Annotated in this window: 12 protein-coding genes; 5 read left to right on the top strand and 7 right to left on the bottom strand. The window is 58.5% G+C overall.

What is annotated here, in order from left to right:
• Window positions 1–385: 385 nt before the first annotated feature.
• The 3 genes from GIW69_RS06470 to GIW69_RS06460 form a co-directional block, all read right to left on the bottom strand.
• Window positions 386–2,044, bottom strand: coding sequence for a cation acetate symporter (locus tag GIW69_RS06470; protein WP_236481303.1), 1,659 nt, complete (start codon window positions 2,042–2,044; stop codon window positions 386–388).
• Window positions 2,041–2,352, bottom strand: a complete 312-nt coding sequence (locus GIW69_RS06465; protein WP_236481302.1) for a DUF485 domain-containing protein — start codon at window positions 2,350–2,352, stop codon at window positions 2,041–2,043. The genes GIW69_RS06470 and GIW69_RS06465 overlap by 4 nt, the downstream gene beginning before the upstream one ends.
• 241 nt (window positions 2,353–2,593) lie before the next feature.
• A complete protein-coding gene (locus GIW69_RS06460; protein ID WP_236481301.1) occupies window positions 2,594–3,445 on the bottom strand; it encodes a glycine betaine ABC transporter substrate-binding protein in 852 nt (283 codons plus the stop codon).
• A gap of 301 nt (window positions 3,446–3,746) precedes the next feature.
• Here GIW69_RS06460 and GIW69_RS06455 point away from each other — a divergent pair, with 301 nt between their 5' ends.
• Window positions 3,747–5,342, top strand: a complete 1,596-nt coding sequence (locus GIW69_RS06455) for a glycoside hydrolase family 17 protein (RefSeq protein ID WP_236481300.1) — start codon at window positions 3,747–3,749, stop codon at window positions 5,340–5,342.
• Between the two features lie 122 nt (window positions 5,343–5,464).
• On the opposite strand, the gene GIW69_RS06450 is transcribed toward GIW69_RS06455, so the two are convergent.
• A complete protein-coding gene (locus GIW69_RS06450) occupies window positions 5,465–5,833 on the bottom strand; it encodes a hypothetical protein (protein WP_236481299.1) in 369 nt (122 codons plus the stop codon).
• 224 nt (window positions 5,834–6,057) lie between these two features.
• On the opposite strand from GIW69_RS06450, the gene GIW69_RS06445 reads away from it, so the two are divergent.
• Both GIW69_RS06445 and GIW69_RS06440 read left to right on the top strand, forming a co-directional pair.
• Complete coding sequence (locus GIW69_RS06445; RefSeq protein ID WP_236481298.1) at window positions 6,058–7,356, top strand: serine/threonine protein kinase; 1,299 nt, start codon at window positions 6,058–6,060, stop codon at window positions 7,354–7,356.
• A complete protein-coding gene (locus tag GIW69_RS06440) occupies window positions 7,349–8,137 on the top strand; it encodes an MlaA family lipoprotein (protein WP_236481297.1) in 789 nt (262 codons plus the stop codon). The genes GIW69_RS06445 and GIW69_RS06440 overlap by 8 nt, the downstream gene beginning before the upstream one ends.
• Window positions 8,138–8,249: 112 nt before the next feature.
• On the opposite strand, the gene GIW69_RS06435 is transcribed toward GIW69_RS06440, so the two are convergent.
• Entirely contained in the window at window positions 8,250–9,164 is a 915-nt protein-coding gene (locus tag GIW69_RS06435) for a DUF808 domain-containing protein (RefSeq protein ID WP_236481296.1), read from the bottom strand.
• A 134-nt stretch (window positions 9,165–9,298) separates the two neighbouring features.
• On the opposite strand from GIW69_RS06435, the gene GIW69_RS06430 reads away from it, so the two are divergent.
• Entirely contained in the window at window positions 9,299–9,907 is a 609-nt protein-coding gene (locus tag GIW69_RS06430; RefSeq protein WP_236481295.1) for a TetR/AcrR family transcriptional regulator, read from the top strand.
• 111 nt (window positions 9,908–10,018) lie between these two features.
• Here the strand turns inward: GIW69_RS06430 and GIW69_RS06425 are convergent, their stop codons facing one another.
• Together GIW69_RS06425 and GIW69_RS06420 are read right to left on the bottom strand one after the other, a co-directional pair.
• Window positions 10,019–10,477 carry an REP-associated tyrosine transposase gene (locus GIW69_RS06425; RefSeq protein WP_236481294.1) on the bottom strand — a complete coding sequence of 153 codons (459 nt, stop codon included), beginning with the start codon at window positions 10,475–10,477 and terminating at the stop codon, window positions 10,019–10,021.
• Between the two features lie 197 nt (window positions 10,478–10,674).
• Window positions 10,675–11,115, bottom strand: a complete 441-nt coding sequence (locus tag GIW69_RS06420; RefSeq protein ID WP_236481293.1) for a GlcG/HbpS family heme-binding protein — start codon at window positions 11,113–11,115, stop codon at window positions 10,675–10,677.
• A 267-nt stretch (window positions 11,116–11,382) separates the two neighbouring features.
• On the opposite strand from GIW69_RS06420, the gene gcl reads away from it, so the two are divergent.
• Window positions 11,383–13,158, top strand: a complete 1,776-nt coding sequence (gene gcl / locus GIW69_RS06415) for a glyoxylate carboligase (protein ID WP_236481292.1) — start codon at window positions 11,383–11,385, stop codon at window positions 13,156–13,158.
• The last annotated feature ends 24 nt before the right edge of the window (window positions 13,159–13,182 follow it).

The raw sequence follows: 13,182 nt of genomic DNA, 5'->3' as shown, positions 1-13,182 counted from the left end.
GCTGCGGCTTTTGATCTGTAAGGCGACGTCGGAAGGCTGAGTGGAGGGATTGATCCGGGCGTGGGAGCGCAGCGACCGTTTGGCGCAGCCAAACACAGCGAGAGGAGGTGCAGCGAAGCAAACCGTAGGCGCTGCGCCCGGATCGATCCCGCAGCGAAGGAACCCCGAGCCCCGGCGAGCGGGCCGCACGTAGGAGCAAGCCTTTTTGGTTACTTTTTCGGCGTCTGGAAAAAGTGACCCGCCGTAAGGGCGGAACCCTAAGCAGCCATTACCGCAGCAACGGATATGTACACAGCTCTAGCCAATAAACGCCCAATAAAAATGCCCCGATCTCTCAACCGGGGCATCCAGCACAACATTACAAACCCATCAAACCATCAAACCATCAATGCGAAACGGCTCCACTCGCCCCCAACCCAGTCTGCGAACGCACAAACTGCGGGAAGAACAGTGCACGCTCGTTCTCTGCCGCCGCCGACTTGTCAGTGATCGAGAAGAACCAGATCCCGGCGAAGGCAATGATCATAGAAAACAGCGCCGGGTATTCGTAAGGGAAGATCGCCTTCTCGTGATGCAGAATCTGCACCCAGATGGTCGGGCCAAGGATCATCAGGCCTACAGCACTCACCAGACCCAGCCAGCCGCCAATCATCGCGCCACGGGTGGTCAGCTTCTTCCAGTACATCGAAAGCAGCAGCACCGGGAAGTTACAGCTCGCCGCGATGGAGAACGCCAGGCCGACCATGAACGCGATGTTCTGGCTTTCGAACAGGATGCCCAGGCCGATGGCCAGTACGCCCAGCGCGACGGTGGTGATCTTCGAAACGCGGATTTCATCCTTCTCGTTGGCCTTGCCCTTCTTGATCACACTGGCATACAGGTCGTGAGACACCGCCGAAGCACCGGCCAGGGTCAGACCCGCCACAACCGCCAGAATGGTCGCGAACGCCACGGCCGAGATGAAGCCGAGGAAAATACTGCCACCCACTGCGTCGGCCAGATGCACCGCCGCCATGTTGTTGCCGCCGAGCAACGCGCCCGCTGCATCTTTGAACGCAGGGTTAGTGCTGACCAACAGAATCGCGCCGAAGCCGATGATGAACGTCAGGATGTAGAAGTAGCCGATGAAACCTGTCGCATACAGCACGCTCTTGCGCGCTTCTTTTGCGTCACTCACGGTGAAGAAGCGCATCAAAATGTGCGGCAGACCCGCAGTACCGAACATCAACGCCAGACCGAGCGAGAACGCCGAGATCGGATCTTTCACCAGACCGCCGGGGCTCATGATCGCCTCGCCTTTCGGGTGAACCTTGATGGCTTCGGAAAACAGCACGTTGAAGTCGAAGTTGACGTGCTTCATCACCATCAGCGCCATGAACGAGGCACCGGACAGCAGCAGCACTGCCTTGATGATTTGCACCCAAGTGGTCGCGAGCATGCCGCCGAACAGCACGTACATGCACATCAGGATACCAACCAGAATCACCGCAACGTGGTAATCGAGGCCAAACAGCAACTGGATCAGCTTGCCGGCACCGACCATTTGCGCGATCAGGTAGAACGCCACCACCACCAGCGAGCCGCAGGCGGACAGCGAGCGGATCTGGGTCTGGCCCAAGCGGTAGGACGCTACGTCGGCAAAAGTGTATTTGCCCAGATTGCGAAGACGCTCGGCGATCAGGAACAGAATGATCGGCCAGCCCACCAGGAAGCCGATCGAATAGATCAGGCCGTCGTAGCCGGAGGTGAACACCAGCGCGGAAATACCCAGGAAGGAGGCCGCCGACATGTAATCACCGGCAATCGCCAGACCGTTCTGGAAACCGGTGATCTTGCCGCCCGCCGCATAGTAGTCGGCAGCCGACTTGTTGCGTTTGGAGGCCCAGTAGGTGATGCACAGGGTCGCACCGACGAAGGCCACGAACATCACGATCGCGGAAACGTTGAGCGGTTGTTTCTGGACTTCGCCGGTCAGGGCTTCAGCCGCCCAGACGGCCGGCGCGAACGCCGAAATGCTCAAAAAAGCCAGTAGACGCCGGATCATTGCTGAGCCTCCTTGAGAATCGCATTGTTCAGGTCGTCAAACTCGCCATTGGCACGGCGCACATAAATGCCGGTCAGGATAAAGGCTGAAACAATCAGCCCGACACCGATCGGGATGCCCCAGGTAATCGAGGACTCGGGACTGATTTTCGCCCCCAGCACCTGCGGCCCGTAAGCAATAAGAAGGATGAATGCGGAGTACAACCCAAGCATGATCGCCGAGAGAATCCAGGCGAATCTTTCCCTTTTACTCACCAGCTCCTTGAAGCGCGGGCTGTTTTGTATCGAGAGGTAAATGCTGTCGTTCATTGTTTTTATCCTCGCAGCACAGATTATTGTTGGAACGTATCCACTGTATGCGGCTGCGGAACAGGTTCCAGACGACCTTAGTATTAGAACGTCATGATGTTTGCGCCAATTTTCAGCATGCAATAAATAAATGTAGGAGTGAGCCTGCTCGCGATAGCGTCGTTTCAGTCAACATTGACGTTAACTGACCGGTCGCTATCGCGAGCAGGCTCACTCCTACAGAAAGCCTGCGATGTGCGGGTTATTTAGTCCAGTCAGCTACGCGATCCGGGTGTTTGGCAACCCAGGCCTTGGCCGCTGCGTCAGGCTTGGCGCCGTCCTGAATCGCCAGCATGACTTCGCCGATTTCGTCTTTCGACGCCCACTGGAAGTTTTTCAGGAACTTGGCCACTTCCGGCGCCTTGGCTTCAAGCTCCTTGCTGCCGATGCTGTTCACGGTTTCAGACGCGCCGTACACGCCTTTTGGATCGTCGAGGAAGCGCAGTTTCCACTTGGCGAACATCCAGTGCGGCACCCAACCGGTGACGGCAATGGATTCGTTTTTCTTCTCGGCACGGGTCAGCTCGGCGATCATGCCGGCGCCGGAACTGGCTTTGAGGGAGTATTTGTCCAGACCGTAGTCCTTGATGGCCTGGTCGGTCTTGAGCATTACGCCTGAACCGGCATCGATGCCGACGATGCGGTTCCTGAAGGTGTCGTCGGTTTTCAGGTCTTCGATGGATTTGGCTTTGACGTACTCCGGCACAATCAGGCCGATTTTTGCGTCCTTGAAGTTCGGGCCGTAATCGACGACTTGATCCTTGTTCTTCGTCCAGTAGTCACCGTGGGTGACCGGCAGCCAGGCCGACAGCATGGCATCGAGTTTGCCGGTGGCAACGCCCTGCCACATGATTCCGGTGGCGACGGCTTGCAGTTTCACGTCATAGCCGAGTTTCTGTTTGATCACTTCGGCGGCCACGTGGGTGGTCGCAACGCTGTCGGACCAGCCGTCAACGTAACCGATGTTCAGGGTTTTGGTTTCTGCACTGGCCAGCGTGGAGCCCATCGCAAGTACCAGAGCGGCACCTGCGCCTAAAAGTCGTCGCATCTTCATCGTTACTTCCCCGAAATGCTGCGCCCGACGGGTGCCGGACGACGTCAACGTATTGTTATGGTGCACAGCGCCCCCATCACGCCTGACCGCAGACTCGTTCGAACATCAGCATGATTTATGAACAAGGGTACTGACGACTTTGATCATCAACCCGACGCTCAAGGCGACCTGCTCTGCCAGCGACCTCAAGGCAACGAGAAACGACATCAGAAAGCCATTAATCACACTGACAAGCACACCGTGGTGCAATCCGCCCGAACTTTGCATGTCAACGTGATGCAGCACACCAAGCCCGGCACAAATGCAGGTAACATGCGGCGCTTTGCTGCCACTTGGCCTGACCATGTCCGCGACCCCACGCTTTGCTTTTTTGCCCTATCTGTTTGCCAGCCTGCTCGGATTGTTCGCCCTCGGCGGTTTCTGGTACGGCCTTGGCAAACCGGTGATCCTGCCGGACGTGGCGAGCCCCACGCACAAGCTGCAATGCGCCTCTTACACGCCGTTCGATAAAGACCAGTCGCCGTTCGACGTGCCGTTCAAGCTGCGCCCCGAGCGCATGGACGCCGACCTCGCTTTACTGGCGACCCGCTTCGAATGCATCCGCACCTACTCAATGACCGGCCTCGAAGCGCTACCGGATCTGGCGCGCAAACACGGTCTGAAATTAATGATCGGTGCCTGGGTCAACAGCAACCCGGTGGACACCGGGAAGGAAGTCAACCTGCTGATCGCCTCGGCCAACGCCAACCCGGATGTGGTGAGTGCAGTGATCGTCGGCAACGAAGCATTGCTGCGCAAGGAAGTGACTGGCGCGCACCTGGCCAAACTGATCAACAAGGTCAAAAGTCAGGTCAAGCAACCGGTGACCTATGCCGATGTCTGGGAGTTCTGGCTCCAGCATCCGGAAGTCGCCCCTGTTGTGGATTTCCTGACCATCCACTTGCTGCCGTACTGGGAAGACGACCCGTCGAACATCGATGCGGCGTTGCAGCATGTCGCCCAAGTGCGTCAAGTGTTCGGCAACAAGTTCGCCCCCAAGGACGTGATGATCGGTGAAACCGGCTGGCCGAGCGAAGGCCGTCAGCGCGAAACCGCGTTGCCGAGCCGGGTCAACGAAGCCAAGTTCATCCGCGGATTCGTGGCAATGGCCGAGCATGAGGGCTGGCGCTACAACCTGATCGAAGCGTTCGACCAACCGTGGAAACGTGCCAGTGAAGGCGCTGTCGGCGGGTATTGGGGGCTGTTCGATGCCGATCGCCAGGACAAGGGCGTACTCGCCGGGCCGGTAACGAACGTGCCGTTCTGGAAAGAGTGGCTGGCTGTGGGCGGTTTGATTTTCCTCGGCACGCTGTTGCTGGGCGGTCGGATTCGCACGACCCGTTCAGCACTGATTCTTCCGCTGCTGGGCGCCTTGGCGGCTTGCTCGATTGGCGCTTGGGGCGATTTGGCGCTGGTCACCACGCGATTCGCCAGCGAATGGTTATGGGTTGGCTTGCTGACTCTTTTGAATTTGTTGGTGCTGATGCATGCCGCACTGGCGCTGAGTACCCGCGAAGGTTGGCGTGAACGTGCCTTCAACTTGCTGGAACGCCGGGCCGGATGGCTGGTGCTGGCGGCAGGTTTCGCCGGGGCGGTGATGATGCTGGAACTGGTGTTCGATCCGCGCTATCGCAGCTTTCCGAGCATGGCGTTTGTGCTGCCAGCGCTGGTTTACCTGTGCCGCCCGGTCAGCGTGCCTCGGCGCGAAATCGCCCTGCTGACCTTTATTGTTGGCGTGGGGATTGCGCCGCAGTTGTTTCGTGAAGGGCTGCACAATGAACAGGCCTGGGGCTGGGCGCTGGTCAGTGTGTTGATGGTTATCGCGTTGTGGCGCTGCCTCCGGGTTCGCAACGCCTAAGCTTCATTGCTGGCATTGGCCTCATCGCTGGCAAGCCAGCTCCCACAGGTATTTCGTTGAACACAAAATATGTGAAAAACGATAATCCATGTGGGAGCTGGCTTGCCAGCGATGACTGACCCTCAGACGCTACGGGGCGCCCTGACCAACCGCAATCCGGCAATCACCACCGCAAACACCGCCAACGTCGTGTTGTACAACGCCAGCGCCGGCAAGCCGAACACCAGCGCCAACACCGCCAGCCACCACCCTGCCCGTCCCGGCGCGATGAATCCGGTCACTGCCGCCGCCAACGCCGCCCAACCCAATACCTTGAAATGAATCATCAGTCCAAGGTTCGAGCGCACCTGGCATTCCCAGCGGCTGGCCTCGTCGACGCAGATGCCGACCCACTGCCCGTCCTCCATGAAGCCATAACGCGCGCCGTAACTGGCGAGCAACCATAACGGCAACAGAACGAGCAACAAAATCAGGGGCAAGCGGCGGGACATGGAACGCTCCAATCGACGGAAATCGGCGGCCAGCTTAATCTGCCGCCATTCATACGCAAGCACTAACAACACTTAACTCGCCACTTGATCGGTGCAAAGTGTATCGTCCAGCTACTATTACCCCGATTTCCGCCTGTTTGGTGCCGAGTCATGGCACTTTGGCGCAAGTCCGGTGGTCATAGCCTGCGAACTTCATTCGGCACCTTCCTCTAAGGGATCTAGTCATGCTCCGTTCCTTGCGCTTTGCCGCCCTGTTTGGCGGCCTTATTCTGAGTGCGTCCGCACTGGCGGTGGATATCGACGCCGCCAGTTATGGCTATCCCCTGACCAACCCGTTCGAAGCGACGATCGCCACAACTCCGCCGGATCTGCGCCCTGAATTGCCACTGGACGATGACATCGACCAGGCCGACCGCAGCGTCACCCTGCGTCCGGAGCGCGAATTCATCCTGCCGGACAACTTCTGGCCAGTGAAAAAACTTACTTACCGCATTGCCACCCAGGACAAGCCCGCACCGCTGATCTTCCTGATCGCCGGCACTGGCGCGCGCTACGACAGCACGCTCAACGAGTACCTGAAAAAGCTTTATTACAAAGCTGGCTATCACGTCGTGCAGTTGTCGTCGCCCACCAGCTTCGACTTCATGAGCGCCGCTTCGCGCTTCGCAACGCCAGGCGTGACCAAAGAAGACGCCGAAGACATGTACCGGGTGATGCAGGCAGTGCGCGCGCAAAATCCGAAACTGCCGGTCACCGAGTATTACCTCACCGGTTACAGTCTCGGTGCTCTGGACGCCGCCTTCGTCGCGCATCTGGACGAGACCCGTCGCAGCTTCAACTTCAAGAAAGTCTTGCTGCTGAACCCGCCGGTCAACCTCTACACGTCGATCACCAACCTCGACAAACTGGTGCAGACCGAAGTTAAGGGCATCAACAACAGCACCACCTTCTATGAACTGGTACTGAGCAAACTGACCCGCTACTTCCAGCAAAAAGGCTACATCGATCTCAACGACGCCCTGCTCTACGACTTCCAGCAGTCCAAGCAGCACTTGAGCAACGAGCAGATGGCAATGCTGATCGGCACGTCATTCCGATTCTCGGCGGCCGACATCGCGTTCACCTCTGACCTGATCAACCGTCGCGGCCTGATCATCCCACCGAAATACCCGATCACCGAAGGCACCAGCCTTACGCCGTTTCTCAAGCGTGCGCTGCAATGCGACTTCGACTGCTACCTGACCGAACAAGTCATCCCGATGTGGCGTGCCCGCACCGACGGCGGCAGCCTGCTGCAACTGATCGACCAGGTGAGCCTTTATGCGCTTAAGGATTACCTGCACGACAGCCCGAAAATCGCTGTCATGCACAACGCCGACGACGTGATCCTCGGCCCTGGCGACCTCGGCTTCCTGCGCAAGACCTTCGGTGATCGACTGACCGTTTATCCACTGGGCGGCCATTGCGGCAACATTAACTACCGCGTCAACAGCGACGCCATGCTGGAGTTCTTCCGTGGCTAAATATCTCCTGCTGATTGCAGCGTTCCTCTGTGCAGGCGTGGCCCAGGCCGACAACAGCAAAGCCAACGCACCGGTGGTGATCGACAGTGACGGCTTCAAGGAGCCGCTGTCCAAACTCAAATTCAACCCGGGGCTGGATCAACGCGAATTCGAGCGCTCGACGCTCGGCGCGTTGAACGTCTATGACCCGCTGGAAGAGTGGAACCGCCGGGTTTATCACTTCAACTATCGCTTCGACCAGTGGGTGTTCCTGCCGGTCGTCGATGGCTATCGCTACATCACGCCGAGTTTCCTGCGCACCGGCGTGAGCAACTTCTTCAACAACCTTGGCGACGTGCCGAACCTGGTCAACAGCCTGTTGCAGTTCAAGGGCCAGCGTTCGATGGAAACCACCGCGCGTCTGCTGCTCAACACCACTATTGGCATCGCCGGCCTGTGGGATCCGGCTACCGCCATGGGCCTGCCCCGCCAGAGCGAAGACTTCGGCCAGACGTTGGGCTTCTATGGCGTACCGGGCGGCGCGTACTTCGTGTTGCCGATTTTCGGCCCGTCGAACCTGCGTGACACCGCCGGCCTCGCCGTGGATTACACAGCGGAATCGGCGATCAACTTCCTCAACGTCTCGGAAGTCAGCTCCAACCATCCGGAAGTCTGGGTGCTGCGTGGCGTCGACAAGCGCTACCAGACGAGCTTCCGCTACGGTCAGCTGAACTCGCCGTTCGAGTACGAAAAAGTGCGTTACGTGTACACGGAATCGCGCAAGTTGCAGATCGCCGAGTAAATCCGGCAGGCACAAAAAAGGGCCATTCGATGCAAGTCGAATGGCCCTTTTCATTTAGCGACACAAATCAACTGTAGGAGTGAGCCTGCTCGCTCCTACAGGGGGATGGAGCTCATCCCCTGAGGGCGCGCCAGATTTTGCTGACGCCAACTACAACCGCCAACACTGCCGCACCCGCCACGATCCCCGCCACGCCATTAAGCAACAACGGCACCACAAACCCCGCCCCACCTGCCGCAGCGCCGACACCTTCGATCCAGTGATGCACCACTGGCACGCCGTGGGTCAGGATCCCGCCACCGACCAAAAACATCGCCGCCGTGCCAATCACCGACAGGCTTTTCATCATGTACGGCGCGGCACGCAAGATGCCGTTGCCAATGCTCCTCGCCATTTGCCCGGGCTTTTGGGTCAACCATAAGCCGAGGTCGTCGAGTTTGACGATGCCCGCTACCAGACCATAAACGCCAACGGTCATGACGATGGCAATGCCCGACATGACAATCACTTGTTGAGTCAGCGACGCGTCGGCCACGGTGCCAAGGGTGATGGCGATGATTTCGGCAGAGAGGATAAAGTCGGTACGGATCGCGCCTTTGATCTTGTCCTTCTCAAACGCCACCAGATCGGTGGTCGGATCAGCCACGGCTTCTACCAATTGCGCATGATCGGCGTCGTCTTCAGCCTTGCTGTGCAAAAATTTGTGCGCGAGTTTCTCGAAGCCTTCGAAACACAGGTATGCACCGCCGATCATCAACAGTGGTGTCACCAGCCACGGCACGAATGCGCTGATCGCCAGGGCCGACGGCACCAGAATCAGTTTATTGACGAAGGAGCCCTTGGCCACCGCCCACACCACGGGGATTTCCCGCTCGGCACGCACGCCGGAGACCTGCTGGGCATTGAGCGCCAGATCGTCGCCCAGTACCCCGGCGGTCTTCTTGGCGGCCATTTTGGTCATCAACGCCACATCGTCCAGAACGGTGGCAATGTCGTCGATCAGCACCAGCAAACTGCTTCCTGCCATGAATCATGTTTCCTTTTGTGAATGATGCCGTGCAGCATAGCGCGACCGCAGGCCACACGGGGCATTCTTGAGCGCTGTGCAACGCCGGTGCTACCATGCGCCACCGCCAGAACAGGCAAGGAACCACCGGGTTTATGAGCACAATCCGCGAGCGCAATAAAGAACTGATCCTGCGTGCAGCCAGTGAAGAATTTGCCGACAAAGGCTTCGCTGCGACTAAAACCAGCGACATCGCCGCGAAGGCGGGATTGCCCAAGCCCAACGTCTACTACTATTTCAAGTCCAAGGAAAACCTCTACCGCGAGGTTCTGGAAAGCATCATCGAGCCGATACTGCAGGCCTCGACCCCCTTCAATCCGGACGGCGTGCCGAGCGAAGTGCTCAGCGGCTATATCCGCTCGAAGATCCGTATCTCCCGCGACCTGCCCTTCGCCTCCAAGGTGTTCGCCAGCGAAATCATGCACGGCGCCCCGCACCTGAGCGCCGACCTCGTCGAGCAACTCAACGGCCAGGCCAAGCACAACATCGACTGCATCCAGATTTGGATCGACCGCGGCCAGATCGCCCCGATCGACCCGAACCACCTGATGTTCAGCATCTGGGCCGCGACCCAGACCTACGCCGACTTCGACTGGCAGATCTCTGCGGTGACCGGCAAAGAGAAGCTGGACGAGGCGGATTATGAAGCGGCGGCGCAGACGATTATTCGGCTGGTGCTCAAAGGGTGTGAGCCGGATCAGTAAGACCGCGGTGCCATCCTTCGCGAGCAAGCCCGCTCCCACACTGGATTTGTGAACGACAGAGATTTAATGTGGGAGCGGGCTTGCTCGCGAAGGGGGCAACTCAATTTCCGCTCAAAGCCAAATCGCATCCCACAGCGGATAGTTGCCTAGCTTTTCAACCAACCCAGCCCGCAAAGGATTAGCTACGACATACCGCGCTACCTTCACCAAATCTTCTTCCCGCCGCAATGCCCGATCATGAAAGCCTTGCTGCCAGAGGCTGCCACTCCTTTCAGTCGCCTTGTTGACTGCCCGAGTGCTCAAGGACTTGGCCTGACACATAAGTTCTCCCAGCGACCCCCGCTGCAATTGGATCAACCAGTGGAAATGATCCGGCATCACGACCCAGGCCAGAGTTTCAGCCAATCCTTCGTCCTGCGCATGCCTGAATTGACGAACCACCAGCCTCCCAAGATCTGGACTCCTGAAAACGGATTCGCGCTTGAGCGTATTGGCAGTCAGTAAATAGATGCGATTTTGTTCGGCATAGCGACCGATTCGCAGGCGATGTGATGCGGAAAGTTTGGGCATTCCTTTGCCTCTATATCTTGATGAACTCTTTGAGAGCCTAGAACAGGAAAGTGGAGGTCGAGTGAATGACTTTTAGCGGGATGTGTCCGAAAGGTTGCTTTCGCGAGCAAGCCCGCTCCCACATTGGTTCTGTGCCGTTCACAGAAACAGTGTAGGAACAAACCCGCTCGCGATAGCGGTCGATCAGTCAACGCAAATCAGGCAGTCACCCCCGCATCCGCCTTCAAATCCAGCGCCTCCACAGCTTTGATCGCCACTTGCTCGTCAACATCCGACAGATCCCCGCTAATCCCGATCGCCCCCAGCACTTCACCCGCCTGATTTCGAATCAACACACCGCCCGGTGCCGGGACGACGCTGCCCTGCCCCATGCTGTTGAGCGCGGCGTAGAAGGCGGGACGTTTTTGGGCGTCGTCGGTGAGCAGGCGTGAGCCTTTGCCCAGGGCGATGGCGCCCCAGGCTTTGCCGATGGCGACTTGCGGGCGCAAAAGGCTGGCGCCGTCTTCGCGCTGCAGGGCGATCAGGTGGCCGCCGGTGTCGAGTACCGCGATGGTCAGGGGAGCGGCGGAGATGACGCGGCCGGCGTGGATGGCTTCGTTGACCAGGTTGACTGCAACTTTCAAGGTTAAAGCGCTCATGGTGCTGTCCTCATTTTGTTATTGGAAAGCGGTTGGGCTGCGCGTTTGTGCCGCAGCCCGATGCAACAAATAGAACACAATGGACTGTTTTTTTGTATACAATAATTATCGAAAAGCGCCACATGCGACGAAAAGCCACAGCACATACGGCTTCCGACGAATGAAACAGGCGCTTGAGAAAATGGATTGACCTGCGCCGTCCGCCGTGAATACACTCTGCGCAAAGCCACTTGTATACAATTACAAAACGTAAAGAGGCACAAAACCATGAGCAAAATGAGAGCAATCGAAGCCGCCGTTCTGGTGATGCGCCGCGAAGGGGTTGATACCGCTTTTGGCATTCCCGGCGCCGCCATCAACCCGCTGTACTCGGCTTTGCAAAAAGTCGGTGGCATCGATCACGTCCTTGCTCGCCACGTTGAAGGCGCCTCGCACATGGCCGAGGGCTACACCCGCACCAAGGCCGGCAACATCGGCGTGTGCATCGGGACTTCCGGCCCTGCCGGTACCGACATGGTCACCGGGCTCTACAGCGCCTCGGCCGACTCGATTCCAATCCTCTGCATCACCGGCCAGGCACCCCGCGCCCGTATGCACAAGGAAGACTTCCAGGCTGTCGATATCACCAGCATCGTCAAGCCAGTCACCAAGTGGGCGACCACTGTTCTTGAACCGGGCCAAGTGCCTTACGCGTTCCAGAAGGCATTCTTTGAAATGCGCTCCGGCCGTCCAGGTCCGGTGCTGATCGACCTGCCGTTCGACGTGCAGATGGCCGAAATCGAATTCGACATCGACGCTTACCAGCCGCTGCCACTGGCCAAACCGACCGCGACCCGCGTTCAGGTCGAGAAGGCTCTGGCCTTGCTGGATCAGGCCGAGCGCCCATTGCTGGTGGCCGGCGGCGGCATCATCAACGCCGACGCCAGCGACTTGCTGGTCGAGTTCGCTGAACTGACCGGCATCCCGGTCATCCCGACCCTGATGGGCTGGGGCACCATCCCTGACGATCACCCGTTGATGGTCGGCATGGTCGGTCTGCAGACCTCGCACCGTTACGGCAACGCCACGATGCTGAAATCCGACGTCGTGTTGGGTATCGGTAACCGCTGGGCCAACCGTCACACCGGTTCGGTTGATGTCTACACCGAAGGTCGCAAATTCATTCACGTCGACATCGAAGGCACCCAGATCGGCCGCGTGTTCACGCCGGATCTGGGCATCGTTTCCGACGCCGCTGCCGCGCTGACCGTGTTCATCGAAGTGGCCCGTGAATGGCAAGCCGCCGGCAAGCTGAAAAACCGTAGCGCCTGGCTGCAGGATTGCCAGCAGCGCAAAGCCAGCCTGCATCGCAAAACCCACTTCGACAACGTGCCGGTCAAGCCACAGCGCGTTTATGAAGAAATGAACCAAGTGTTCGGTAAAGACACCTGCTACGTCAGCACCATTGGTCTGTCGCAGATTGCCGGCGCGCAGTTCCTGCACGTCTACAAGCCGCGTCACTGGATCAACTGTGGCCAGGCCGGCCCGCTGGGCTGGACCATTCCGGCAGCGCTAGGCGTGGTGAAGGCCGATCCGAGCCGGAAAGTCGTGGCCCTGTCGGGGGACTATGATTTCCAGTTCATGATCGAAGAACTGGCGGTCGGCGCTCAGTTCAAACTGCCTTACATCCACGTCGTGGTGAACAACTCGTACCTGGGCCTGATCCGTCAGGCACAGCGCGGGTTCGAGATGGACTACTGCGTGCAGCTGTCCTTCGATAACCTGAACGCGCCGGAGCTCAACGGTTACGGCGTCGATCATGTCGCCGTCGCTGAAGGTCTGGGTTGCAAGGCTCTGCGCGTATTCGAGCCATCGGAAATCGCCCCTGCCCTGCGCAAGGCCGAAGAGATGATCGAAGAGTTCAAGGTGCCGGTGATTGTTGAAATCATTCTGGAGCGTGTGACCAACATCTCCATGGGCACCGAAATCAACGCGGTCAACGAGTTTGAAGACCTGGCACTGGTCGGCAACGATGCGCCAACGGCGATTTCGCTGCTCGACTGATTTGCTTTAGCTGATGCTCGTTCC

It is taken from the genome of Pseudomonas syringae (assembly GCF_021605415.1).
Taxonomy (GTDB): domain Bacteria; phylum Pseudomonadota; class Gammaproteobacteria; order Pseudomonadales; family Pseudomonadaceae; genus Aquipseudomonas; species Aquipseudomonas syringae_S.
This window is presented reverse-complemented; position numbering and strand designations above follow the sequence as displayed.